Genomic DNA, 24,936 nt, shown 5'->3' with positions numbered 1-24,936 from the left:
TATGTGGCTGAGTTTCTTAAGCTTCCACCTGCGAAAAATAGCCATGTTTATGGTTTTTAGACCACGGTTTCGGTGGACCAATAGCCGCGCTTGGGCACTGGATCATATCCTCCAGGATGCCAAGGGCCACATTTAGCTAACCGAGCGCTGGCGAGAATAGTTCCTTTAAGTGCCCCGTGAATAGACACCGCATGTAAAGCATAGGTGCTGCACACGGGATCAAAACGACAGGTCGAACCCATCTTAAGTCCCGAAAGGTACTTTTGGTAGAAGGCAATTGCAGAGGCAGCCGCCTTTGCGGGCACTCCCTGCGGTGCTGGAATCACCGGTTGCTGATCACTGCTTGCTGTGTGGGCGCACACGTTGAGCTTTTCCTAAACCGTAGCTGATGTCGCGGTACAGGTCCGCAGAAGATGCCTGCCCAGATGCTGCCAACGCCCGAATCACGATGTGGTGAGTGGGGGAGAGCAGCTCTGGATTTTCGGCCACGATCTGTGCGCAGACATGCCGAAGCCGCCGGGCAGTGCGGTGACGAATCACTGCATTTCCGACGGCTTTAGAAACAATAAGGCCGAATCGAGGTCCACCAAAAGCGGCTACATTGCCTTGATTTTCGGTAGGATCCAGCGACTCGGCACTATCCCACAGGTGTACCACGACAGTTTTGCTTCCTGCACGACGACCTTTTCTCAAAACCGTGCGAAATTGCAGGGATGAGTTCAGTTTATGTTGCGCTGGAAGCACTGTGCTGACACCTTAAAGTGGTGACGCGATTACGCGGTCAGCTTTGCGCGACCCTTACGGCGACGTGCAGCAACAATTGCACGACCTGCACGGGTACGCATACGAAGACGGAAGCCGTGAACACGTGCACGACGACGGTTGTTCGGCTGGAACGTCCGCTTTCCCTTTGCCACGTTAAACACTCCTAAATATTTTGTTGTCAGATCACCGGACACACCGTTTGGACGACATTGACAAAGACCGGTTGAAATAGTCTCGATGCAGCCCGATTCCGGGGAACGATCACCCAACGTTGGATGATTTATTAAATGAGATGCGGTTTCATGGTTGAACCCGCCGCTGCACTCCAGGTGAAGTGCTGCTCTCAAAGCGCATTCGTTGGGATCAGAAATTTTGGGGTAAAAATCTAATCCAATTCGATACGACAGACTGGCTTAGCTTACGGGAAATTGACCTGCGAAAACAAATCCGAGCAATTGCAATTCGACGGGGGCACCCATAATTACAAAGGTGGCATTAACTACTGGTGAGAGGGCAAATTGCCCGTCAAAACGCTTTTCGACGCCGCCCACTGCGGGCCCACCGCCCGCAAAACCTGCCACAGCCTCAAAAAACTATTCACAAGGGTTGGACATGTGGATTGAACTGGGAGTAACAATAAAAACAGCACACATCATTAACAGGTTGTGAAAACTTCCACCTGTGGATAACACCGAGAACTAACCTTCAACTCGAGGGTTCAGTTTGAAAAACCGCAGGTAGACGCAATTTTTATAATGATGCATAAATTCCACAAGGTATAGGCTATCCTGTGGATAAACGAATTTAGGAAAGTTATCCACAGCTGTGGACAACATTGTGGAAACAATGGTGAGAGACGTTTCAAGGTGTGAAAGCACTTGTAGAAACACCATGAAACGTCTGGTGGATAACAATGCGCGAGAAAGCAGTTTTTCTCGCTGTCGCATCCTGAGAAAAGCACGGCTGAATTTAATACCTCCGCGCCTTGTGGAGGACGTCAAAAAGATCAAGTTTCGCCAAAAGGAGATACCCGAAATAGTGAGCCAGAACTCATCTTCTTTGCTCGAAACGTGGAGGCAAGTTGTTGCTGACCTCACCACTTTGAGCCAGCAGCCCGATAGTGGCATTCCACCTTTAACCCCAACGCAGCGGGCCTACCTCAATTTGGCTAAACCAATTGCCATTGTGGATGGTTACGCCGTGTTGTCAACCCCGCATGCCATGGCAAAACAAGCAATTGAGCAGGACTTAAGCGAATCCTTGACCAAGGTTTTATCCTTGCGCATGGGACGTTCCTTCAGCTTGGCAGTCAGTGTGGAACCAGATCAGGAACCAGCCGAAACTCCTGTTCCCACGCAGCAGGAATTCAAATATCAGCCACCGCAACCACAACAGCCGCCGGTTCCGGAAATTCAGCATTCGGTGCATGGCCAAGTCAGCCACAACGGTGCGCCCGGTCAATACGAGGTCGGCCAGCAGCAGGAGGCGTCGCAAAGCAATGGGTGGGAACGCACCCACGCTGACCCCGGATTTGAAGCGCCCACCCCGCAGCGTATTCCGCGTGAAACCCCAGCTCACAACCCTAATCGTGAGGTGTCACTCAATCCGAAGTACACCTTCGAGAGCTTTGTGATTGGTCCCTTCAACCGCTTCGCCAATGCGGCTGCGGTGGCGGTGGCGGAGAGCCCAGCGAAAGCATTTAACCCCCTATTTATTTCCGGTGGTTCGGGCTTGGGTAAAACTCACCTTTTGCACGCGGTCGGAAATTATGCCCAGGAATTGCAGCCTGGCCTGCGGATTAAGTATGTCTCCAGTGAGGAATTCACCAATGACTACATCAACTCCGTGCGTGATGACCGCCAAGAAACCTTCAAAAGGCGCTATCGCAACCTCGATATTTTGATGGTTGATGATATTCAGTTCCTGGCCGGCAAAGAAGGCACGCAGGAAGAGTTTTTCCACACTTTTAACGCATTGCACCAGGCAGATAAGCAAATTATCCTGTCCTCGGACCGCCCGCCAAAGCAGCTGACCACGCTGGAAGATCGTCTGCGCACCCGTTTTGAGGGTGGTTTGATTACCGATATTCAGCCACCAGATCTGGAAACGCGTATTGCGATTCTGATGAAGAAGGCGCAAACCGACGGCACCCATGTGGACCGCGAGGTGCTCGAGCTCATTGCCAGCCGTTTTGAGTCTTCCATTCGTGAACTTGAGGGCGCGCTAATTCGTGTTTCTGCCTATTCTTCCCTGATCAATCAGCCGATTGACAAAGAAATGGCAATTGTGGCGCTGCGCGATATTCTCCCCGAGCCCGAAGATATGGAAATTACCGCGCCAGTGATCATGGAAGTCACCGCGGAATATTTTGAAATTTCCGTTGATACCCTGCGCGGAGCTGGGAAAACGCGTGCCGTGGCCCATGCGCGCCAGCTGGCAATGTATCTTTGCCGCGAACTTACCGATATGTCTTTGCCCAAGATTGGTGATGTTTTTGGCGGTAAAGACCACACCACGGTGATGTATGCCGATCGTAAAATCCGTCAGGAAATGACAGAAAAGCGCGATACTTATGATGAAATTCAGCAGCTCACCCAGCTGATTAAGTCGCGCGGGCGTAACTAAGCCCGAGTGCAGGTGCTTTTGAGCATCTGCGTAATTACAAAAGAGGAACCCTGCTGCACAAACTGCGGTGGAGTTCCTCTTTTTGTCATTTATACCGGTGGGGAAGTGCTGTAAAAAGTTATCCACAATCTTAGTCACAGCTCTGTAATTACAAACTTGTAATTCCGTGAGCTTTGTCACTTTCTAAACTTCCAAAGTCTCTCGTGAACCCTGTGCACAAACCGTTAAAAATTGGGGATAAGCTGGGGATACATTTGGTGAAAATGTGCATAACTTCGACCCCGCGCAATTCATCCACAGGGACCCGAAGTTATCCACAGGCAATTCACAAGCGACTTCACACCACAGAATTTGGCGGCTACCTTGACTAATGAGGGTCTATCCACAGTTTGAACAGGACTTACTGTTACTACCAATCTTCTTACTAAAAGTTATTTAAAAGAAAGAGGGGTTGGGGAGAACATCGAGAAATGACAAAAATTCAGGTGGTGCTCATTGAGCAACAACTGGATCAAAGAGATTTACAAATTCCTGAACTACCGAGTTCCCGGGTAGGTTGGGTTTGTGTAATTCAGAGGATTAACCCTTTGGGCCACCGCTTCGATCATGAAGTTTGACCTATCAGTGAAAATCTGGATTTAGTTAAACCTTGAACTAATTTGATCTATCTTTCCCAAGGAGCTTTAAAACAGCATGGAGTCACAAAACGTGTCCTTCCGTGTGGCCAGGGAGGACCTAGTTACCGCAGTAGCTTGGGTTGCTCGAAACCTGCCCACCAAACCGACTCAGCCGGTACTGCGCGCCATGCTGATCACGGCCGATGACGAGGGACTAGAACTCGCAGGCTACGACTACGAGGTTTCCACCCGTGTCCGCCTCTCAGCTGAGGTCTCCCAGCCTGGACGCATCGCCGTTGCCGGCAAGCTGCTCTCCGAAATCACCGGAACTTTGCCCAATAAGCCCGTTGACTTCCGCATCGATGGCTCCAAGGTTCTTGTCACTTGCGGTACTGCGCGCTTCGAGCTGCCTTCCATCCCGCTGGATGACTACCCTTCTTTGCCAAAGCTTCCAGAAGCAACCGGCTCGATTAATGCCAAGCTTTTCACCGAGGCTGTTTCCCAGGTTGCCGCAGCTGCCGGCAAGGATGATTCCCTGCCTATGCTCACCGGCGTAAACATGGAAATCACCGGAAATCACATCAATCTTGCTGCAACCGACCGTTTCCGCTTGGCACTGCGTACCTTCGAGTGGGATTCCAATGACTCCGAGCTCAACGCTAAGCTGCTGATCCCCGCAAAGACCCTGCTGGAGAACGCACGTTCCCTGGATACCGGCATCAATGATCCCATCGACATTGCAGTTGGTACCGGCGAGCAGGTTGGCCGCGAAGGACTTTTTGGCATTCACACCGATAACCGGGAAACCACCACTCGTTTGCTCGACGCGGACTTCCCCAATATCGCGCCATTGCTGCCCAAAGAGCACACCGCCATGGCTTCAGTAGAGATTTCTCCGCTGCTGGATGCCATTCGCCGTGTATCTCTCGTAGCAGACCGAAACGCCCAGGTCATCCTGCAATTCAGCGAAGGCCAGGTAATCCTTTCCGCTGGTGGCTCCGATGCTGGACACGCTGAAGAAACCCTGCCTTGTGCTTTTGTGGGCAAGGATCTCACCATCGCCTTCAACCCGGGCTACCTTAAGGACGGACTTTCTGTAGTTCCCACCCCGCGTGCAGTATTTGGCTTCACCGAGCCTTCCCGCCCTGCGATTATGATTCCTGAGCCAGAGGAATTCCCCGCGGCTGATGAGCGTGGCGTTTTCCAGACTCCGGAAACCTATTTCACCTACCTGCTCATGCCGGTTCGTCTACCCGGCTAGAGCCCTTCACCTGCTAAAACACAATTAAGACCGCGCCTGCCTTGGCACCAACAATCAACTTCAGGGCAGGCGCACTTGCAGCACCAGATCTTCTAAGGAGGCCATGATTCATGTACATCCGTTTTTTGGAATTACGTGATTACCGTTCATGGCCAGAGCTCAAAGTTGACCTCGAACCTGGAATTACCATGTTCATCGGCCGCAATGGTTTTGGAAAAACCAATATTGTCGAGGCCATTGGCTATTTAGCTCACCTTTCTTCACATCGCGTCTCCCAAGATGCGCCCCTGGTCCGCGCGAATGCCACAAATGCCAGGATTTCCGCCATTGCGGTAAATCAAGGCCGCGAACTCGCAGCTCATCTGCTGATTAAGCCCCATGCTGGCAATCAAGGCCAACTCAATCGCACCAAGGTGAAATCCCCACGCGAGCTGCTCGGCGTGATCAAAACTGTGTTATTTGCACCGGAAGATCTCGCCCTGGTCCGCGGGGAACCAGCTGAGCGCCGCCGCTACTTAGATGACATTATTGCCACCCGCAAACCGCGCATGGGAGCGGTCAAGGCCGATTATGACAAGGTGCTTAAACAAAGAAACGCCCTGCTCAAGACCGCAACTATCGCTTTGCGACGCGGCTATGGCACCGATGAAGGTGCAGCAGCCCTAAGCACGCTCGATACCTGGGATAGTCAACTCGCGCAGCTGGGTGCGCAGGTGATGGCTGCCCGTTTTGCACTACTTGAGGAACTCGGCCCCAAAATCCACGAGGCCTATGCCACCATTGCCCCAGAATCGCGGCCGGCGCAGGTAAATTACAAAACCACCATCGATCAGGCGCTGGCACAATTTTCGGAATTTGATGCTGGCGATATTGAGGCCACCCTGCTGACAGAACTGGCTGCCAAACGCCAGCGCGAGATCGAACGTGGCTCGAGCCTGGTCGGTCCACACCGCGATGACCTGGAGTTATTGCTGGGTGATCAACCTGCCAAGGGCTTTGCCAGCCACGGCGAGACCTGGTCTTTTGCGCTGTCTTTACGGATTGCGGAGTTTAATTTGCTGCGCTCTGATGGCACCGACCCGATCCTGATCCTCGACGATGTTTTCTCCGAACTCGACGCCGGCCGCCGCGAAAAACTAGTGGGCATCGCCCAAGATGCCGAGCAGGTCATCATCACAGCCGCCGTTGACGAGGACCTTCCCGAAAACCTCAAAAATGTCATTTCCGCACAACATACCGTCTCCGTGGCCGATACCGACGCCGGCCGCATCTCACTTTTGGACGCACCATGACCGACCCCATCGATCAAGCATTTGAGCGCATCCGCCAAGAGGCCCAAAAACGCAATGGTCAGGTGCCTAATCTCTATCAAAAAGATGCTTTTCGACGAACCCCTGCGCGCCGTAGCAAACAGGGTGGCGTCGAAAAGCACAAAAAGGGCCGGCCCACCGGCCTTGATGGTCGCTACAAGCGTTATGAGCGCAATGCTGAATCTTTGGGATCCATTCTCAACAAGGAAATTCAGAACCGGGGCTGGGCAAAAGAGATCGCGGGTGGCTGGGTTACAACAAATTGGCCTGAGCTGGTCGGACCGAAGATTGCGCAGCATACGCGGGTGGAAATGATCAAGGATAAGAAGCTTTTTATCACCTGTGATTCCACTGCTTGGGCTACCAATTTGCGCCTTATGCAAAAGCAGATTTTGCAGGTCATCGCCGAAAAAGTGGGCCCTAACCTGATTGTGGAGCTGCGGATTTTTGGCCCCCAAGCACCCAGCTGGCGCAAAGGTCCTTTACATGTAAAAGGACGCGGTCCGCGCGACACATACGGCTAATTTCCTAGGCAAAATCGCCAAAAACGGGCCTATTTTGGCGTTTCACGGGTTATCGATGCCACCGTGGGGGGACCTAAGCGTGTAAGATGAAAAGGTCTGTATCGGATAAGTAGCGAGGAGTGTTCGTTAAAAGTGGCAAACACTGAACACAATTATGACGCTTCATCGATCACCATCCTTGAAGGTCTTGAGGCGGTTCGTAAACGCCCGGGCATGTATATCGGTTCCACGGGACCACGCGGCCTGCACCACCTAATTTGGGAGGTCGTTGATAACTCGGTGGATGAGGCCATGGCTGGCTATGCCACCAAGGTCGATGTCACCCTGCTCGAAGACGGTGGCGTCCAAGTCATCGACGACGGCCGTGGCATCCCCGTCGATATGCACCCATCAGGTGCGCCAACGGTGCAGGTCGTGATGACCCAGCTGCACGCCGGCGGTAAGTTTGACTCCGATTCCTACGCGGTATCCGGTGGTCTGCACGGCGTTGGTATCTCCGTGGTGAACGCCCTATCCACCCGTGTCGAAGCTGATATTAAGCTGCACGGCAAGCACTGGTACCAAAAATTTGTGAACTCTGTTCCCGATGAACTCATCGAGGGTGGCAACGCTCGCGGAACCGGTACCACCATCCGTTTTTGGCCAGATGCTGAGATTTTCGAAACCACCGAGTTTGATTTCGACACCATTTCTCGACGTCTGCAGGAGATGGCATTCCTTAACAAGGGTCTGACCATCACCTTGACCGATAACCGCGCCAGCGACCAAGAGCTTGAGTTGGAAGCTATCGCTGAGCAGGGTGAAACCGCTGCCGAGCTCTCCCTAGATGAAATCGACAATGAGACCGAACTTGTCGAAGACGCTGGTGACGCTCCCAAGAAGCCCAAAAAGCGGGAGAAGAAAAAAGTCTTCCACTACCCCAATGGGCTTGAGGATTATGTCAACTACCTCAACCGCAGCAAAACTGTCATTCACCCTTCCATCGTGGCTTTTGATGCCAAGGGCGATGACCACGAGGTAGAGATTGCTATGCAGTGGAACTCCTCCTACAAGGAATCCGTGCATACCTTCGCCAACACCATTAACACCCACGAGGGTGGCACCCATGAGGAAGGTTTCCGCTCTGCGCTGACCTCCCTGATGAACCGCTATGCCCGTGAGCACAAGCTGCTCAAGGAAAAGGAAGCAAACCTTACCGGCGAAGACTGCCGTGAAGGTCTTTCTGCCATTATCTCGGTGCGTGTTGGTGATCCTCAGTTCGAGGGCCAGACCAAGACCAAGCTGGGCAACACCGAAATCAAGTCCTTTGTGCAGCGTATGACCAATGAGCACGTGGGCCACTGGCTGGAAGCCAACCCTGCTGAAGCTAAGGTCATTATCAACAAGGCCGTTGGTTCCGCGCAGGCCCGTATGGCTGCTCGTAAGGCCCGTGACCTGGTACGACGCAAGTCCGCCACCGATCTTGGAGGCCTTCCAGGCAAGCTTGCCGATTGCCGTTCCAAGGATCCGGAAAAGTCCGAACTCTATATCGTGGAGGGCGATTCCGCAGGTGGCTCCGCAAAGTCCGGCCGTGACTCCATGTTCCAGGCCATCTTGCCGCTGCGCGGAAAGATCCTCAATGTGGAAAAGGCACGCCTCGACAAGGTGCTTAAGAATGCCGAAGTTCAGGCGATTATCACGGCGCTGGGCACCGGCATCCACGATGAGTTTGATATCAACAAGCTGCGTTATCACAAGATTGTCTTGATGGCCGACGCTGACGTTGACGGTCAGCACATCGCAACCTTGCTGCTCACCCTGCTCTTCCGCTTCATGCCAGAACTTGTTGCTCAAGGCCACGTTTACCTCGCACAGCCACCGCTTTATAAGCTCAAGTGGCAGCGTGGCGAGCCAGGCTTCGCCTACTCCGATGAGGAGCGCGATGAGCAGCTTGCAGAAGGTCTTGCTGCAGGTCGCAAGATCAACAAGGATGACGGCATCCAGCGTTATAAGGGACTCGGCGAGATGAACCCTAACGAGCTATGGGAAACCACGATGGATCCAAGCGTTCGTATCCTGCGTCGCGTTGATCTCAATGACGCACAGCATGCCGATGAGCTCTTCTCCATCCTCATGGGTGACGATGTTGTGGCCCGCCGTAGCTTCATTACCCGAAACGCAAAGGATGTCCGCTTCCTGGACGTCTAAAATTTGGGATTTCCTTCCTAATTGCCCGCTTGAACGCCCGCCACGGACTTCCTTTTGGAGTCCGCGGCGGGTTTTGCGTTCTGTGGGTGCCCTCTTAGGGCTGGGCAGGCGTCGCGAAAGCGCCCGGAAGGGAAAAGTGTGCGAGAACCTACAAGTTTTGGGTGCAAGGGCTCGAGTTTGTAGGTTCTGGCACAAAAATCGGTGCTCATTTGTGCCTGAGCCTACAAAAACTGACACCCGCGCACATTTTTGTAGGCTCAGGCACAGGTGATGAATAAAACTCCTAAAGAGCCCCAAAACACTAGGCATTCAGAGGCGTTAAGCGACTTAAAGAATGCTCATAAGGGTAATACTCATTTCGCTAATATGGAACGCTTAAATTGGCTCTGCATTTTTGGGGGAATTGAATACCCTGGGAGTGGTGAAAGCTACTGAACCCACCACAACTGCCCATGTTTTAATGCCAGATGGATCTTCAACACCCGTACAAATTTGGCAAGCTGCTGATCCACAAGCAACTCTTGTCATGGTGTGGCCTGGCTTTGGAATGGGCGGCTATTATTATCGACCCCTCGCCTCCGCGCTAACCCAAGCAGGGTTCCACGTTGCCATTGGAGAACTTCGAGGTCAGGGTCAAAGTTCCGCGCGTGCCTCGAGGACAAACCAGTGGGGATACCATGATTTAGCTGCGGTGGATTTCCCATTACAAATTGCTGCCGCCAAAGAATCCCTGAACTTGGCAACTGATCACCCCATGCGTTTTCTTTCGCACTCCATGGGCGGGCAGATTTCCTGTCTTTTTGCAGCTCGCCCCGAAGCGGAAAAATACAACTTGCAGGGGATCTTCGGCGTGGGAGCCGGTTCTCCCTGGTCAGAAGCCTTTGGAGACAAAGAGCGCAGGCGCCTTGGAATGGGAGCAGTGCTCTTGGGCGGCGTTGGCGGCCATCTTTTGGGATTTTGGCCAGGCAAGGTGCTCGGCAAGGATTTTGTGGGTTATGGCAGGCAATCTGGAACCCATATGAAAGAGTGGCGCCGCTTTAATCGCAAAAATTCACTCGACGGGCTCACCGGCCAAGACATTAACTATGTGCAGGAAATGAAAAAAGTCAGCATTCCGCTGACTTTTGGAAGAAGTGCCAATGATGAAGAATGCCCAGAAGCCTCCATCGATGCGCTTGCGAGCTTTTTGCCCAATGCACCCCTCACCAAGTTAATTGTGCCAGGGGAGCTGGGTCACAACCGGTGGGCTCGGGAGCCAGCGGCTGTGGTTGAGCTCTTCAGCCATTCCTAAAAAGAGCTAGTGCCCAATGGAGCGAAGGTAGAGCTTGCGCCACTGCTTTACAAAAAAGCCGATGAAGAAGGCAGCGAAAATGGTTCCTTCGCGCACGCCTACCAGCGCTCCCATGGTGATGAATGAAATGATTCCGGCGGTGATCACGAGGGTCCAGTCGACAATTTGTTTCATGGTGCCAAATTGCATGGAGGGGAATTTGCGCACCAAGGAATTAACAAAACCTTCGCCGGCGATATAGGTGATGTCGGGGAGTACTTGGATAAAGATTCCCAGTGACATCAACATTATCGAGAAAATCACTAAAACCCAGGACAGAGCATAGTTGTCGGTGTCGGCCCAGCCGGTGATTAAGAGGTTGAGATCGCAAAGGAAGCCAAAAAGGAAAGCCCAGAGGATCTGCACCAGCATGCTTGCTTTGAAATCTTTGCGCAGCACCACCATCTGGCCAATGATCAAAATGACATTAAATAAAATGGTGGTAGTACCCACAGAAAGCGTGCCCGCAGCCGACCACACCACCGGAATGGCAGAAATCGTGGTGGTGCCCAGTCCCACGTGGACGGTAATGGCAATGGCATAGGACATGAGGTAAATGCCAAGAAAAAACATTGCCCACCGGGTTGGTAGGTTGAAGCGCTGCGCTGGGTCGAGCGGTTTTTTAGAGCTGGACACTTAGCGCGCGTTTTTCTCGATGAGTGCGCCGATTGCAGGAAGTTCTTCAGTAATAACCTTGGAAGCCTTGCCGCGCACGCCCTTATAAACCTTGGCTAGGCCGGGAACATTGATGTTTTCGGCATTGCGATCGGCAACGCTCAGAATTGCATCCAACGCACGCTGATTATTGGTGGCCAGGAAGACTCCAAAATCGCCGGTGCCACCAGCGGTGTATTCCTGCCACAGACCATCGAGGGAGTCGGCCATTTCGGGCAGTAGGCGGCGTGAGCCCTTAGTGACAATATCGGCGTCCACCTTGGTTGCGGCCCCGAGCGCGCCTTTCAGCGCCATACCGGTCAAGCCAGACTGCTTTTCGACGGTGCTAGTGATGAAGCTGGCCATATCAGTGACGGCATTGTCGAAGTTATCGGAGACAAGAAGTTCTTTAAGAGTGGTCATGGCATCATCTTAGGGGAATGACAAAAGGTCGGTGTTCCCTTGGGACTAATGGGAGCCGACCTTTATACACACAGCGTTGCAATCCTTCCACCATCAGAAACTGAAACCACAACAGTCTCTGTAATCACAACAGTCACAAAGCTTACATTTCTTCACAACTATGCTGCAACAAATGCCAAAGGATCCTGCCTAATTGGATGTAAAGCCACGTGAATGGCAGCGGTGCGCAGAATATGGGCATCGGCACGTTGAATGCGCAATTGGCTACCAGTGGATGCACGCAGTTGATTTACCACAATCTTCAAGCCTTCGGGATCTAAGGTGAAGGCCTCACCAGCAAAAACCACCGTATCGGGATCGACCACATCAACGGCGGCGATCACAGCTTCGGCGAGCTTATGCGAGCGTTCGTTGAGAATGTCGCGCGCGACTTTTTCGGTCCGCGCTCGGCTGACCAGCTCGGCGAAAGTACGGGCAGCAATGCCGCGTCGAGAAGCTTCTTTAAGGGTATTGGAATTACCAAAGGCGAGGGGAGTACGTCCGGAATTGGGGCGGTGCACGGCGCCGTTAAAAATCCAGGCGTGGGAAACCACCTCGCGCGCATAGAAGTACAAGGTAGAGGGCTCAAAATGGGCGTCGGTATTCAGTGGAGTATTGATGATCTCAGTGCCGGCCATCGCTGCCACGCCGGTGCCCAGCGAAATAGGGAAGGGGAGGTGGCGCTGAATATCAACGTGGTCCCAGCCGAAAACGGGGGAGGTCACGGTGCCGTCATTGGCCACGTGGGCGGAAAAGGCAAAACCAATATTGCGTGGATCCGGAAGTCCGGCGCTCAGTGTTTGCAGCTGCTCAGCGATGATGTGCAGAGATTCTTCAGCGGAGAATTTGGTGACATCATGGTCGAGTTTTTGGTGCCTAATCACACGTCCGGCCAGGTCGCAAACGGTAATTTCGGTGCTGCGCACACCAATATGTGCACCCCAGGCGGTGAGGTGGCGGCCGTCGATGCCCAGCTTGGTACGTGGACGGCCGGAGCGGGTGCCGTCATCATTTTGGGGACGGGTTTCCTCGACTAGACCGGCATCAATAAGTGCAGAAACGTGCCTGGTGATGCCTGCTTGGGAGAGTCCAAGATCGTGTTGCAGCGAGGTGCGGTCGGCATCTGTTGCGCGAATTTGATGAAATACGCGGGCCACCGGCAGTTGCGGGGCGCAGATGTGAATTGGTCTGGTTTGCTGTGTGAGCATAGGCACATGCTAGACAGAGTGGTCTTTAAAGTCATTATTAAAATTCATGGCTTTAAACTGCTCAAATGTATTTCTACTAGACCGTACGGTCTATATATTCCTAGTGAGGAGGATGCGCTGAGTTACCGCCGCGAAGGTTTCATTGCGTCCGCTTAAAGGCTCCAGCAGGCGAATAAGTTCCGAGACACGGGCAGCCATCGACTCCGCAGATCCATGCACTTCAACACCATAAAAACTGGCCGTACTCACCGCTGATACCGCCACCAGCGCCGCAAAATCGCGCACCACCACGCCGTGCACCGCGCCCACCTCATCGGCGATAACCAGGAGTTGTTCCGGACTTAAACCCCTCATCGGTTTTGCCTAATACGCTTTTCGACGCTTGCATACTCAGCCACGTAATTGCGTGCCAGTTCGGCGACCTCAGCGTCTTCTAAAGCGCGGCCGGCGGCCGCAATAATGGCGCGAATAGTGGCCTCCTGTTTGCTGCAGCCTTGTGCCCGGGCAAGCAGGGTGAGTGCGCGGTCCTGGGCGTCGTTAAGCCTTAAAGTCATTGCCATAGGGGAAATGGTATCGCTTTGATACCACTTTGAGGGGGTTGAAGGCGTTAAAAAGACCTGTGGACTAAAATCGGGTGGGTTGACACGAAGAAAGGTGATCAGTGAGCGACGACAATACCGCACAATTTGACCGCATTAATCCTATTGATATCAATGAGGAAATGCAGTCGAGCTATATCGACTACGCCATGTCCGTCATCGTTGGTCGCGCCCTCCCTGAGGTTCGCGACGGCATGAAGCCGGTTCACCGCCGTGTGCTTTATGCAATGTATGACAATGGCTATCGCCCCGACCGCAGCTATGTGAAGTCCGCAAAGCCAGTGGCAGACACCATGGGTAACTTCCACCCCCACGGCGACTCCGCAATTTATGACACCTTGGTGCGTATGGCACAGCCATGGTCCATGCGATACCCGCTGGTAGACGGCCAGGGTAACTTCGGTTCCCGCGGCAACGACGGTCCCGCAGCAATGCGTTATACCGAGTGCCGCATGACTCCTTTGGCGATGGAAATGGTCCGCGACATCCGCGAAAACACCGTTAACTTCTCTCCAAACTACGATGGCAAGACCCTGGAACCAGATGTTCTGCCATCCCGCGTTCCCAACCTGCTGATGAACGGCTCCGGCGGCATCGCTGTTGGTATGGCCACCAACATCCCGCCACACAACCTCAATGAGCTTGCCGACGCCATCTTCTGGATTCTGGAACACCCAGATGCAGAAGAATCTGAGGCGCTTGAAGCCTGCATGAGCTTTGTGAAGGGCCCAGACTTCCCAACTGCTGGCCTGATCATTGGTGATAAGGGCATTCACGATGCCTACACCACCGGCCGTGGCTCCATCCGCATGCGTGGCGTGACCTCCATCGAAGAAGAGGGCAACCGCACCGTCATCGTTATTACTGAGCTGCCTTTCCAGGTCAACCCAGATAATTTGATCTCCAACATCGCGGAGCAGGTTCGCGATGGCAAGCTCGTGGGCATCTCCAAGATTGAAGATGAATCCTCCGACCGCGTGGGCATGCGCATTGTGGTTACCCTCAAGCGCGATGCCGTTGCTCGTGTGGTGCTTAACAACCTGTTTAAGCACTCCCAGCTGCAAACCAACTTCGGTGCCAACATGCTCTCCATCGTTGATGGCGTGCCTCGCACCCTGCGCCTGGACCAGATGCTGCGCTACTACGTGGCACACCAGATTGAAGTTATCGTCCGCCGTACCCAGTACCGCTTGGACAAGGCTGAAGAGCGTGCACACATCCTGCGCGGCCTGGTTAAGGCCCTGGATATGCTCGATGAGGTCATTGCCCTTATCCGCCGTAGCCCCACCGTGGAAGAAGCTCGTACCGGATTGATGTCCTTGCTGGATGTTGATCAGATCCAAGCTGACGCCATCCTGGAAATGCAGCTGCGCCGTCTGGCTGCCCTGGAACGAGAAAAGATCGTCAAGGAATTGGCTGATCTCGAAGAAACCATCGCTGACCTCAAGGACATCCTGGCCAACCCACAGCGCCAGCGCAACATTGTCCACGATGAACTCAAAGAGATTGTGGACAAGTACGGTGACGAGCGTCGTTCCAAGATCATTGCCGCTACCGGCGATGTCTCTGAAGAAGACCTCATTGCCCGCGAAAACGTCGTGGTCACCATCACCTCCACCGGTTATGCCAAGCGCACCAAGGTGGACGCTTATAAGTCCCAAAAGCGCGGTGGCAAGGGCGTGCGTGGCGCCGAGCTGAAGCAAGACGACATTGTGCGTCACTTCTTTGTCAGCTCCACCCACGACTGGATCCTCTTCTTTACCAACTATGGCCGCGTGTACCGCCTCAAGGCCTATGAGTTGCCAGAGACCTCACGTACTGCCCGTGGCCAGCACGTAGCCAACCTGCTGGAGTTCCAGCCCGGCGAGCAAATCGCCCAGGTTATCCAGATCGAAAGCTACGAGGACGCTCCTTACCTGGTCTTGGCAACTGCCCACGGCCGCGTGAAGAAGTCCCGCCTGCTGGATTATGAATCCGCCCGTTCCGGTGGACTCATCGCCATCAACCTCAACGAGGATGACCGCCTCATCGGCGCAGCACTGTGTGGCGAAGAGGATGACCTACTGTTGGTCTCTGAGTACGGCCAATCCATCCGCTTTACTGCCGACGACGAGCAGCTGCGCCCAATGGGCCGTGCTACCGCTGGTGTTAAGGGCATGCGCTTCCGTGAAAACGATCAGCTGCTGTCCATGTGTGTTGTTCGCGATGGTGAGTTCTTGCTCGTTGCTACCTCTGGTGGCTATGGCAAGCGCACCCCACTTGAGGATTACTCCACCCAGGGCCGTGGCGGTCTAGGCGTTGTGACCTTCAAGTACACCCCGAAGCGCGGACGCCTCATCGGTGCTCTTGCTGTAGAGGAAGATGACGAGATCTTCGCTATTACCTCTGCCGGCGGCGTAATTCGCACCGAGGTTAACCAGATTCGTCCATCTTCTCGTGCCACCATGGGCGTGCGATTGGTTAACCTAGAAGAAGGCGTCGAGCTGCTCGCTATCGACAAGAATGTCGAAGATGAAGGCGAAGAAACCGCCGAAGCAGTGGCAAAGGGTGAGGTTTCCCGACCATCACCTAAGGCAATTGCAGATAACACTGTAGACAGCGCCGTAGAAAGCACTGACGATAGCGACGAGGAGTAAACCTTGGCATCCCGAGAAGTATCCATCACCCGAATTTCGCCACTAGCCGCGTTTCGCGTGGCACTGGCCATGTCCATCATCGGACTCGTGGCGTGGATCATCTGCGTGTCTTTGCTTTATTTCGGACTGAACGCAGCTGGCGTGTGGCAAAACCTAAACAATGTCATCGGCGGTGTTGGTGCTGAACAGACCATCACTTTCGGACTGGTCCTTAGCGTTTCCGCACTGCTCGGTGCCATCGCTGCAATCACCATTGCGATTCTGGCTCCTTTGTCTGCGATTATTTACAACGCAATTGTTGACCTTTTTGGCGGGCTGTCCATTCAGCTCCAAGAAGAAGTTGATTAAGCCCGCTTAGGTGCTTAAAACTGTCCCTTGTTTGAAGGCCATGAAAATAGCCTTTAAGCAGGGGATTTGTTTGTTTGTTAACTAATGGGTAAAGTCTTACCTCGTTCCCAAGGGGCCTATAGCTCAGTCGGTTAGAGCGCATCGCTGATAACGATGAGGTCGCAAGTTCGATTCTTGCTAGGCCCACCAGGAACAATGGGGCATTAGCTCAGTTGGTAGAGCACCTGCTTTGCAAGCAGGATGTCAGGAGTTCGATTCTCCTATGCTCCACAAAATATAAAGAACCACTTTCCGCACAGGGGAGTGGTTCTTTTTTGCTTCCCATTCCCTTAAAAAGAGGTGTTAAGCTGCCGTTTTGGTAGTTCTTTAGCTTGTCGGTAGAGTCTTTCAGTGTTCCCATTAGGGCCTATAGCTCAGTCGGTTAGAGCGCATCGCTGATAACGATGAGGTCGCAAGTTCGATTCTTGCTAGGCCCACCAGGAACAATGGGGCATTAGCTCAGTTGGTAGAGCACCTGCTTTGCAAGCAGGATGTCAGGAGTTCGATTCTCCTATGCTCCACAAAATGAAAATCCCGGGCCTTAAAAAGGTTCGGGATTTTCGCGATTTAAGGCCTTGAAATTCTCCAATGGCCTTTACCCTTCCCAAAGCCTTTTCGACCGCTTAGGATGGCATACAGATCTTGCACTTTTGAGGGCTAAAAAGGGTTTTATTCACCCTTTGTGCCTAAACCTACAAAACGCTCCGCACCCCAAGGGGTTTTGTAGATTCTCGCACAATATCGCACCCATTTTTGTGCCAGATCCTACAAATTCGGCTCCATACCTCATGAGCTTGTAGGTTCTCGCACACTCGCGCCGGGGCAGTGGCAAAAATGAGGCCCAGGCAGGCGATTTTTTCTCAATGGGTGGGCAGGTGTAACATGATAAGAGCAACAAGGGGCATTAGCTCAGTTGGTAGAGCACCTGCTTTGCAAGCAGGATGTCAGGAGTTCGATTCTCCTATGCTCCACAGTTTCCCGGTTCACCTTCGCGGTGAACCGGGATTTTTATTTATGTTCCACTTTTAAATAGGCGCGGTTACGACTTGACGGTGGAGCAGTAGCCGTTACGAGACCAGAATCAATGAGAGCTCTGAGTAAGGGACGCAGAGTTCCAATAGTTTTTCCAGTTGTTGATGAGATTTCATGGATTGACACTGGAACTGAAGTATTAATGGCTTCTAAGACTTCCTGTTCGCTTGATGACGGCTTTATGCCGGACTGAAGGAGTTGATAGTGGTCTTGTGAGCTACGGTGCAAAATCTCTTTATCCACTAAATCTTCAAGCATGGCACGCATGTCTTCTGAGTCGTGGCCAGTTTGTGTACGAAGATCTCGAGGTGTTACAGTTCCGAGTTCTTTGGTCAGTAGAAGTGCGATTCCTTGAGGAGTGGAAAAACCAGGACCAAGTAGCTCGACGAGCCATGCATTTGTTTGAGGATCAAGAAGGCCATAGCGACTGAGCTTGACGGTCACGCTAGCGATATCGACTTTGTATTCAGGTACAGGTAGCCCTGCTTCGCGCATCAAGTTGAACATTCTGGGGATGCCCGAACCATTGTTTTCAGCAAGGACTCCTGGAGTTTCATCTGACCAAGGTATATCCATGAGGATTCGCGATAATACATCGTTTCTCGGGTCAGAAAAGCCATCTTGGCCATCTTGGATCGACTCAGGGCGTCGTCCATTAGGCAGTCCACCTGGGCTAATAATTTCAATACGGTCTTTGTAGATATCGACGTAAATGGCTTCATTTTGAGCTAATTCAGAATAATCGCGGTGAAGAACTGCATTTGCGAGTGCTTCTCTTAGTACTTCTTCCGGGATTTCTAAGACATCTCTTCCACTGAGACCTTCAACAATTCGACGAACACGAAGATTTCTCTTGATTGCTGACATGGCTTCTTGGACCATGCTTAGAATATTTCCTTCGCAGATTTGGCGGTCTTCAAAGCGCGTTAATGTACCAATCGGAGATTTGTGAAGACCTGGGTGTACTGCTACGTCAATTAAGATTCGTGGAAAAAATTCTTGTGGATATTTACCGAGTGCTAGGACCCCAGCTAGGGTGAGTTCTCCATTTGAGGAAGTAATATTTTTACGCTTTAGCCAATCGCCATCAGGACTTATTGCACGGCTACCGAGGTTGATTAAGCGATGTCGAAATTTTTCTACAAGGGTTTCGTCAAGATCCGATGTACTTGAGTCTGGAACGGGAATTCTATCGGTTTTAGTCCGTGTAAATCGGTTTTGTAATTCATAGATTTCAAGGTGATTTAGCTTTTGGTCTTCATCGCCAACTCGCTTGAAACTGCCATTTTTGATGTCAGTAGGACGGTAATAGCATGGCCCATTCACCTCAAGAGGTGAAATAGTAATTACTACCACGTCTGCGCCATCTACACTCATGACTTCGATTTCATGGCGAGGTATCGGTTCAACTTTTTGAGCATCACGGTCTTGAGGATTTAATCCTGCGCGAATGACTTGAATACTTGCGTGGGGGTCAAATCCTTCCACAGGCTTGAAATCTGGTTCACTCAATCCCAAGATGATGAATCCACCATTTGTATTAGCAAATGCACTAATGGATTCCCAGACACTTTTCGCTTTTCCACCTGATGGAACTTTGCCCCAAGATTTAACTTCTACAAGTTCGTCATCTTTACCATTCTTCCTGAGGCGTTCTAGGTGACTTTCTAAAACTGATGGTTCCATACTGTTGGTAGCCTTACGCTTTTAGAAGTTGGGTATCACCCCTCAGTGTAGTTCACTGAGGGCGTCAGTTTCTACACTGAGGGCGTCAGTTTCTACACTGAGGGCGTCAGTTTCTACACTGAGCAGAGTGAAAGCCTGGGTGTGAGACGGAATGCTCAGACGAAAAACCTCCTTGGAAAATCTTCCAAGGAGGTTTTTCGCGCCCCAAGCTCCAAGTCCAAGCCATCAAGCAGTCTTGGAGATAGTCTCTTCCAAGGCAGCCTTGATCTTATCCATGGTTTGGGGATAAGCAGTGGTCATGTCGATATTGAGTTTGTCGGCAAGGACAAAAACCCACCATAAGGTTTCGGAGAGTTTGTGTTCGAGCTCGGCGCGGGCATCGCCATCGATATTCCAAGTGCCTTCTTCGGCGAGGAGGAGTCGACCGATGTATCCGACGTCGTTGGCAAAGCCGATTTGAAGTTCGTGCATAGACCAGGTTTTGCCATTAAAGCGCTCTTCGAGGATCTCATAGAGCTTGCGCACTTCAAGAGCCTGAGAGCGGGCATGAGCTAAAGGATTTGTCATTTAAGGAATTCTTCCATAGCCACGTCGAAAAGCGTTTTAGCCGCTCACGCCAGTGAGCTCATTGGGGGCGGCGGGCAGCTCTGCGGAGGTGAGCACCTTGCCTGTGCCCAGGTCAACAACGTGGAGTGTATTGCTGGCGGGCTCGGAAACGTAGGCGTGATTTTCCTGAATGAAGAGAGTGGGACGCGGTTCCTGCCACTTTTCGGGCTCCATCCACGGCGCGACAACGGGGTAGGTATGCAGGACGTTGCCGGTGTTTTGGTCGATAATATGCAGCTGACCATCGGTTCCCAGCACTACTGCCTCGCCGGCGGGACCGCGTCCGAGGGAACGGAAAGAGTAAGAAGTGCCTAGGTCAACAAGCTTCAGCTCGCCGGTTTCGGTATTGGTTAGTGAAATCCGCTCCGGGCGCTCCAACTTGGCGTCCTTATCCACCTTGTAGTCGCCGAGAATCACTGGCGACATCTCGCTGCCAGCCTGATTACCGATGCGCCCATAAGCGTCAGGAGCTTGCACCTTAGTAAACTGCCCATTCTTATAAATCAGGACACCGTCCTCACAGCCCAGCGCAATGACGTCATTGGCAGCCGCGGCCTCACCATGAACTCCGGGGCATTGCTCATTGCGCACAACTTCCTTGCCAGCGCTATCAAAAACAATCGCTCCATTGCGAGAATCTGAGTTACCCAAGGTGTGCAGCAAATCGCCATTTTCCAAGGCCAAGGCCACGCCATGGTGCGGTTCGAGGGTCTTTTTCACCTCTGGTGCGATAGTTTTTCCAGAGAGCAGGTCGGCGGAGTCAAAGATCTGAATTTTGCCGTCGCCATCACCAAAGAGCACGGTTTTTTCCGCGTGCCTCACCACGTGACCAGGCTTTTGGGTGTCATAAACCGTGTCGGTAAGTTCCGGAGACGCCGTGTAGCTGTGGGTGTGATCGCCATGCGCCTCCGTCCACGCGCCCGGGTCAAAAACCTGGAACCCGGCAGCAGTTGATACAAAAACATGGCGGCCATCGCCGGCAGGATTTAGCCGATTAAAGCCATCCAACTGGGTATTCCCCAGGACTTCCAAGGTGGTGGCGTCAAGGGTAAGAATGCCGCCATCGTAGGTGGTCACCAGCCGCGCCTGCGGGGAGTCGGCCTCTGCGGCCGCCACGGTGGTGCTTGTCGACGATGCGGTGCTGGCAGTTTCAGCCTGTTGAGAGCTGCAGCCAGCAAGCAGAATGGACGTCGTTGCGGCGAGAGCCAGCAACTTGGGGGAAGGCTTCATGTTCTTCTCCTGTGGATGGGTCGGGGCAAAGGGCCAGTTATTGAAAACTTATTTCAATAACCCAAAAGGGAGCTTAGTCTACTAATGACATTCTTTGTCAATAAGTTAATGTGCTCATGGCCTACCCAAGGGAGGTCACAGTATTATTTCAGGGGTGGGCTAAAACTCCAGTACACAGGCTCTGAATCGATAATGACACCTGTGAAAAGTTTGACTTGTGCCTCTGACCTGCGTTGACTTAAGCAAATGAAGCTTCCAAAAATCGCTGCGTTAATAGTTGGCGCAACACTCCTCTTAACAGGTTGTTCGGCAACCGGTGGAGCCCCGCGGAATACCCAGGGGGAAGGAGGCGGGGGAACCGTCGATACGCCCCGTCTGGTTGTTGCCATGGTGAGCCACGGCGCTCCCGGTGACACCTTTTGGGATTTGGTGCGCCAGGGTGCAGAAGATGCGGCCCAAAAAGACAATATTGAGCTGCGTTATTCCTCCAACCCAGAGGTTCCGGAACAAGCCAACCTCATTCAAAATGCCATTGATTCCGGGGTAGACGGCATCGCCATGACGATGTCCAATTCCCAGGCCCTGGGACCAGCTGCGCAAAAGGCTGTGGACGCGGGTATTCCCGTGGTGGGGCTTAATGCTGGCATGACGGATTATCAAGAATATGGAATGTCGGGATTCTTTGGCCAGGATGAAACCGTCGCTGGTACCAAGGCTGGAGAACGCCTAGCTGCTGAGGATGCGCAGGATGTACTTTGTGTAATTCATGAGCAGGGCAATGCCTCCCAGGAAGCACGCTGCGCCGGTGTGGCTCAGGGCCTTGGCAAAAATGTGGAGAACCTCTATGTCAATGGCATGGATCTGACCTCGGTGAACTCCACCTTGCAGGCAAAACTTGCCCAAGATCCCAATATTGACTGGGTGATGGGGCTTAATGCGGCGGTCTCTATGACCATCGCCGATGCTGCAGCCTCTGCAAATTCCGCAGCTAAGATCGCCACCTTTGATACCAATGCCCAGCTAATGGATGCCATCCGCACCGGCAAGATCCAATTTGCCATTGATCAACAGCCTTATTTGCAGGGCTATATGGCCGTGGATTCTTTGTGGTTAGCACACCGAAATGGCACCACAGTAGGTGGCGGACGCCCCGTTTATACCGGACCAAGCTTTGTGGATGCCAGCAATGTTGAGGTTATCGCCGAAGCCGTAAAGGAAGGTCTGCGATGAGCATAAACACTAAAAGCAGGGGTGCGTCGACAAGCGTCTTTGAGCGCGCCCTTAAGCGCCCCGAACTGACCAGCGCACTTGGCGCGGTTATTGTTTTTATTCTTTTTATGTCGGTGGCGCCGGCGTTTAGGTCCTGGGATGCGATGGCCACGGTGCTGTACGCCAGCTCGACAATTGGCATTATGGCGGTGGCCGTGGGCCTGCTTATGATCGCCGATGAATTTGATCTATCCACCGGTGTGGCCGTGATTACCGCGGCACTGGCGGCCTCGATGTTTAGTTATAATTTGTGGCTAAATACCTGGGTCGGCGCGCTGATCGCATTGGTGATTTCCCTGGCTATCGGCTTTTTTAATGGCTATTTGGTGGTGCGTACCAAGATTGCCTCCTTCCTTATTACCTTGGCGTCTTTCCTGATGTTGCAGGGTATTAACCTGGCGCTGACCAAATTGATTTCGGGCACGGTGGCCACTCCCACCATTGCCGATATGGAAGGTTTTCCCTCTGCACGCGTGGTTTTTGCCAGCTCAATCCCTATTTTTGGGGTGAATGTACGGATCACCGTTTTTTGGTGGCTGCTTTTTGTCGCCCTTGGAACTTTTGTGCTTTTTAAAACTCGCTTTGGCAACTGGATTTTCGCAGTTGGCGGCGATGAAGACGCAGCACGCGCCGTGGGTGTCCCCGTGCGCCGCGTAAAAATTACGCTATTTATGTTTATGGGTTTTGCCGCCTGGTTTGTGGGCATGCACAACCTCTTTATGTTTGATTCCATTCAAGCAGGTCAGGGCGTTGGCAATGAGTTTCTCTACATCATCGCAGCAGTAATCGGCGGCATTTCCATGACCGGTGGCCGCGGCACCGTCATTGGTACCATGATTGGCGCGCTGATCTTTGGCATGACCAACCAAGGCATCGTTTATGCAGGTTGGAACCCAGATTGGTTCAAATTCTTCCTCGGCGCCACGCTGCTGCTCGCCGTGTTGTTAAACCACCGCTTCGAAAACTTCAATAAGGAGCGAGCATGACCGCACTCATTGAATTACAGGAAATTTCCAAAAATTACGGCAGTTTCCAGGCGCTAAAAAACATCAATCTGAAGGTGCGCGCCGGGGAAGTTACTTGCGTGCTCGGCGATAACGGCGCCGGCAAATCCACCCTCATTAAAGTCCTGGCAGGCTTGCATAAGCCCAGCTCCGGGCAGATTTTGCTGGAGGGGGAGGAGCATAAATTTGATTCTCCGCGCGCGGCTTTGGATGCCGGAATTGCCACCGTCTACCAGGATTTGGCAGTGGTGGGGCAGATGAGTGTGTGGCGTAATTTCTTCCTCGGCCAGGAACTCACCGGCGCTTTTGGGGTGCTCAAAAAGGACGAGATGCGCCAGATCACCGAGCAGCAATTGCGCGAAATGGGCATTGAGCTGCGCGATGTGGAGGTGCCGGTGGCTTCTCTTTCCGGTGGTCAGCGCCAGGTGGTGGCCATTGCGCGTGCCATTTACTTCGGCGCGCGTGTGCTCATCCTCGACGAACCCACCGCTGCGCTCGGCGTGAAGCAATCCGGCATGGTGCTACGTTTTATTGCCGCCGCCCGCGACCGTGGCATCGGCGTCATTTTTATCACCCACAACCCCCACCACGCCTATTTGGTGGGCGATCATTTCATCCTGCTTAACCTCGGCCAGCAGATCCTCGACGTGCCCCGCGTGGGTGTCACGCTCGAGGAGCTGACCGTACAGATGTCCGGTGGCGGGGAGCTGGGCTCCCTCAGTCACGAATTACAGCGCTAAAAAGCTGCTTTTCCACGCCTCCCCGCACCGTCCGGTGCCCACCGGCAAGGGTGAGCTACTTGTCACCCTTCTTATCGAACTCCGCCTGAATTTCTTCAGCTTCGGTGAGTTCCTCAGCTGCAGTTTCTTCTGCGGTGGCGTCCTCTTCTACGGGGACGTCATTTTCTGCACTTGGGGCTTCTTCAGCAACTGGGGTCTGGGTGGAATAGACCAGCTTTGGCTCATCGTCTGCAGCGGTTTGCACAGGGGTTTCTGGCAGGTCAGCAGCCTTCTTCAGCTGAACTTCCACGCGTGGAGGCTGGGTGCCAGGAGCATCCTTCTTAGTCTTGTTAAACACTGCATAGGCAATAGCTGCCACACCAGATGCTGCCAAAGCAGCCAGGGAAAGGTTGCGAACCCAGTGGGTTTCTGGCTCGCCCTTGACCTTCTTTAGGGCCTTATCCTGCGCCTTTGCAGCCTTCTTGCTGAGCTTCTTGCCGGACTTGCGAGCGTCCTTCAAGGTCTCTGCACTTTGCTTCTGGGCCTGCTCCAGAGCCTTTTCCAGGCGTACACGTGCTGCCTTGGTGACATTTCCAGCCTTATCGCGGGACTCAGAATAAAGATCCTTGGCGGATTCGACAGCCTGGTCAGCCTTAGGAACAAAAGTTTCAGCGGCAGTGGACAAAGCATCATAGCTTTGTGCAACTTTGCGATCACGGTAGTCGGTATAGGCATCGTAAGCCTTGCGACCTGCAGCCAAAGCTAGATTGAGATTGGCAAAAGCACTCATGTTCTACTCTCCTTAGATCGGTAGATTTTCTTAAA

General features: G+C 52.9%; 24 protein-coding genes and 5 tRNA genes. 16 read left to right on the top strand and 13 right to left on the bottom strand.

What is annotated here, in order from left to right; genetic code table 11:
* Window positions 1-56: 56 nt before the first annotated feature.
* The 4 genes from yidD to SFC07_RS06205 form a co-directional block, all read right to left on the bottom strand.
* Entirely contained in the window at window positions 57-362 is a 306-nt protein-coding gene (gene yidD, locus SFC07_RS06220; RefSeq protein WP_411207358.1) for a membrane protein insertion efficiency factor YidD, read from the bottom strand.
* On the bottom strand, window positions 337-744 hold the full coding sequence (gene rnpA / locus SFC07_RS06215; protein WP_411207357.1) for a ribonuclease P protein component: 408 nt from the start codon (window positions 742-744) through the stop codon (window positions 337-339). The genes yidD and rnpA overlap by 26 nt, the downstream gene beginning before the upstream one ends.
* A 29-nt stretch (window positions 745-773) precedes the next feature.
* Window positions 774-917, bottom strand: coding sequence for a 50S ribosomal protein L34 (rpmH, locus tag SFC07_RS06210; RefSeq protein ID WP_003855320.1), 144 nt, complete (start codon window positions 915-917; stop codon window positions 774-776).
* A gap of 261 nt (window positions 918-1,178) precedes the next feature.
* Entirely contained in the window at window positions 1,179-1,346 is a 168-nt protein-coding gene (locus SFC07_RS06205; RefSeq protein WP_411207356.1) for a hypothetical protein, read from the bottom strand.
* A gap of 457 nt (window positions 1,347-1,803) precedes the next feature.
* On the opposite strand from SFC07_RS06205, the gene dnaA reads away from it, so the two are divergent.
* The 6 genes from dnaA (at window position 1,804) to SFC07_RS06175 (ending at window position 10,580) form a co-directional block, all read left to right on the top strand.
* Window positions 1,804-3,390, top strand: a complete 1,587-nt coding sequence (gene dnaA, locus SFC07_RS06200) for a chromosomal replication initiator protein DnaA (RefSeq protein ID WP_411207355.1) — start codon at window positions 1,804-1,806, stop codon at window positions 3,388-3,390.
* A 693-nt stretch (window positions 3,391-4,083) separates the two neighbouring features.
* Window positions 4,084-5,268, top strand: a complete 1,185-nt coding sequence (dnaN, locus tag SFC07_RS06195; RefSeq protein ID WP_411207354.1) for a DNA polymerase III subunit beta — start codon at window positions 4,084-4,086, stop codon at window positions 5,266-5,268.
* A gap of 110 nt (window positions 5,269-5,378) precedes the next feature.
* A complete protein-coding gene (recF, locus tag SFC07_RS06190; protein WP_411207353.1) occupies window positions 5,379-6,560 on the top strand; it encodes a DNA replication/repair protein RecF in 1,182 nt (393 codons plus the stop codon).
* Complete coding sequence (locus SFC07_RS06185) at window positions 6,557-7,102, top strand: DciA family protein (protein WP_411207352.1); 546 nt, start codon at window positions 6,557-6,559, stop codon at window positions 7,100-7,102. The genes recF and SFC07_RS06185 overlap by 4 nt, the downstream gene beginning before the upstream one ends.
* Window positions 7,103-7,234: 132 nt before the next feature.
* A complete protein-coding gene (gene gyrB / locus SFC07_RS06180) occupies window positions 7,235-9,289 on the top strand; it encodes a DNA topoisomerase (ATP-hydrolyzing) subunit B (RefSeq protein ID WP_411207351.1) in 2,055 nt (684 codons plus the stop codon).
* Between the two features lie 421 nt (window positions 9,290-9,710).
* Window positions 9,711-10,580: an alpha/beta fold hydrolase gene (locus SFC07_RS06175; protein ID WP_411207350.1), complete on the top strand. Its 870-nt coding sequence runs from the start codon at window positions 9,711-9,713 to the stop codon at window positions 10,578-10,580.
* A 6-nt stretch (window positions 10,581-10,586) separates the two neighbouring features.
* On the opposite strand, the gene SFC07_RS06170 is transcribed toward SFC07_RS06175, so the two are convergent.
* From SFC07_RS06170 to SFC07_RS06150, 5 genes are all read right to left on the bottom strand, one after another.
* Window positions 10,587-11,192 (bottom strand): YczE/YyaS/YitT family protein, encoded by a 606-nt coding sequence (locus tag SFC07_RS06170; RefSeq protein ID WP_411207482.1) that lies wholly within the window; start codon window positions 11,190-11,192, stop codon window positions 10,587-10,589.
* A 63-nt stretch (window positions 11,193-11,255) separates the two neighbouring features.
* Window positions 11,256-11,696, bottom strand: a complete 441-nt coding sequence (locus SFC07_RS06165) for a DUF6918 family protein (RefSeq protein WP_411207349.1) — start codon at window positions 11,694-11,696, stop codon at window positions 11,256-11,258.
* A gap of 158 nt (window positions 11,697-11,854) precedes the next feature.
* A complete protein-coding gene (locus SFC07_RS06160; RefSeq protein ID WP_411207348.1) occupies window positions 11,855-12,943 on the bottom strand; it encodes an ROK family protein in 1,089 nt (362 codons plus the stop codon).
* A gap of 90 nt (window positions 12,944-13,033) precedes the next feature.
* On the bottom strand, window positions 13,034-13,297 hold the full coding sequence (locus SFC07_RS06155) for a TetR family transcriptional regulator (protein ID WP_411207347.1): 264 nt from the start codon (window positions 13,295-13,297) through the stop codon (window positions 13,034-13,036).
* A complete protein-coding gene (locus SFC07_RS06150; protein WP_411207346.1) occupies window positions 13,294-13,503 on the bottom strand; it encodes a CopG family transcriptional regulator in 210 nt (69 codons plus the stop codon). The genes SFC07_RS06155 and SFC07_RS06150 overlap by 4 nt, the downstream gene beginning before the upstream one ends.
* A 101-nt stretch (window positions 13,504-13,604) precedes the next feature.
* Between SFC07_RS06150 and gyrA the strand changes: the two genes are divergently transcribed.
* From gyrA to SFC07_RS06115, 7 genes are all read left to right on the top strand, one after another.
* A complete protein-coding gene (gene gyrA / locus SFC07_RS06145) occupies window positions 13,605-16,178 on the top strand; it encodes a DNA gyrase subunit A (RefSeq protein ID WP_411207345.1) in 2,574 nt (857 codons plus the stop codon).
* A gap of 3 nt (window positions 16,179-16,181) precedes the next feature.
* Entirely contained in the window at window positions 16,182-16,526 is a 345-nt protein-coding gene (locus SFC07_RS06140) for a DUF3566 domain-containing protein (RefSeq protein WP_411207344.1), read from the top strand.
* Window positions 16,527-16,638: 112 nt separating this feature from the next.
* Window positions 16,639-16,715: transfer RNA gene (locus SFC07_RS06135), tRNA-Ile, on the top strand.
* Window positions 16,716-16,723: 8 nt separating this feature from the next.
* A tRNA-Ala gene (locus SFC07_RS06130) sits at window positions 16,724-16,796 on the top strand.
* 132 nt (window positions 16,797-16,928) lie between these two features.
* Window positions 16,929-17,005: transfer RNA gene (locus SFC07_RS06125), tRNA-Ile, on the top strand.
* An 8-nt stretch (window positions 17,006-17,013) separates the two neighbouring features.
* Window positions 17,014-17,086: transfer RNA gene (locus SFC07_RS06120), tRNA-Ala, on the top strand.
* A 377-nt stretch (window positions 17,087-17,463) separates the two neighbouring features.
* Window positions 17,464-17,536, top strand: a tRNA-Ala gene (locus SFC07_RS06115).
* Between the two features lie 37 nt (window positions 17,537-17,573).
* Here the strand turns inward: SFC07_RS06115 and SFC07_RS06110 are convergent.
* The 3 genes from SFC07_RS06110 to aztD all read right to left on the bottom strand — a co-directional run bounded on the left by SFC07_RS06110 (window position 17,574) and on the right by aztD (window position 21,119).
* Window positions 17,574-19,283 carry an ATP-binding protein gene (locus SFC07_RS06110; RefSeq protein ID WP_411207343.1) on the bottom strand — a complete coding sequence of 570 codons (1,710 nt, stop codon included), beginning with the start codon at window positions 19,281-19,283 and terminating at the stop codon, window positions 17,574-17,576.
* Between the two features lie 225 nt (window positions 19,284-19,508).
* Window positions 19,509-19,850 (bottom strand): hypothetical protein, encoded by a 342-nt coding sequence (locus tag SFC07_RS06105; protein ID WP_411207342.1) that lies wholly within the window; start codon window positions 19,848-19,850, stop codon window positions 19,509-19,511.
* Between the two features lie 36 nt (window positions 19,851-19,886).
* A complete protein-coding gene (gene aztD, locus SFC07_RS06100) occupies window positions 19,887-21,119 on the bottom strand; it encodes a zinc metallochaperone AztD (RefSeq protein WP_411207341.1) in 1,233 nt (410 codons plus the stop codon).
* A 246-nt stretch (window positions 21,120-21,365) separates the two neighbouring features.
* On the opposite strand from aztD, the gene SFC07_RS06095 reads away from it, so the two are divergent.
* The 3 genes from SFC07_RS06095 to SFC07_RS06085 are packed head-to-tail and all read left to right on the top strand — an operon-like array spanning window position 21,366 to window position 24,132.
* The gene (locus SFC07_RS06095) at window positions 21,366-22,349 is read left to right on the top strand and encodes a substrate-binding domain-containing protein (RefSeq protein WP_411207340.1); all 984 of its coding nucleotides are present in this window, start codon (window positions 21,366-21,368) and stop codon (window positions 22,347-22,349) included.
* Window positions 22,346-23,374, top strand: a complete 1,029-nt coding sequence (locus tag SFC07_RS06090; RefSeq protein ID WP_411207339.1) for an ABC transporter permease — start codon at window positions 22,346-22,348, stop codon at window positions 23,372-23,374. Before SFC07_RS06095 ends, SFC07_RS06090 begins: the two co-directional genes overlap by 4 nt.
* Complete coding sequence (locus SFC07_RS06085; protein WP_411207338.1) at window positions 23,371-24,132, top strand: ATP-binding cassette domain-containing protein; 762 nt, start codon at window positions 23,371-23,373, stop codon at window positions 24,130-24,132. Before SFC07_RS06090 ends, SFC07_RS06085 begins: the two co-directional genes overlap by 4 nt.
* Before the next feature lie 55 nt (window positions 24,133-24,187).
* On the opposite strand, the gene SFC07_RS06080 is transcribed toward SFC07_RS06085, so the two are convergent.
* Entirely contained in the window at window positions 24,188-24,901 is a 714-nt protein-coding gene (locus SFC07_RS06080; protein WP_411207337.1) for a hypothetical protein, read from the bottom strand.
* Between the last annotated feature and the right edge of the window lie 35 nt (window positions 24,902-24,936).

The organism is Corynebacterium callunae (assembly GCF_046592015.1).
Taxonomy (GTDB): domain Bacteria; phylum Actinomycetota; class Actinomycetes; order Mycobacteriales; family Mycobacteriaceae; genus Corynebacterium; species Corynebacterium callunae_A.
The sequence above is the reverse complement of the archived record's forward strand: the minus strand, read 5'-3'. Positions and strand labels throughout refer to the sequence as shown.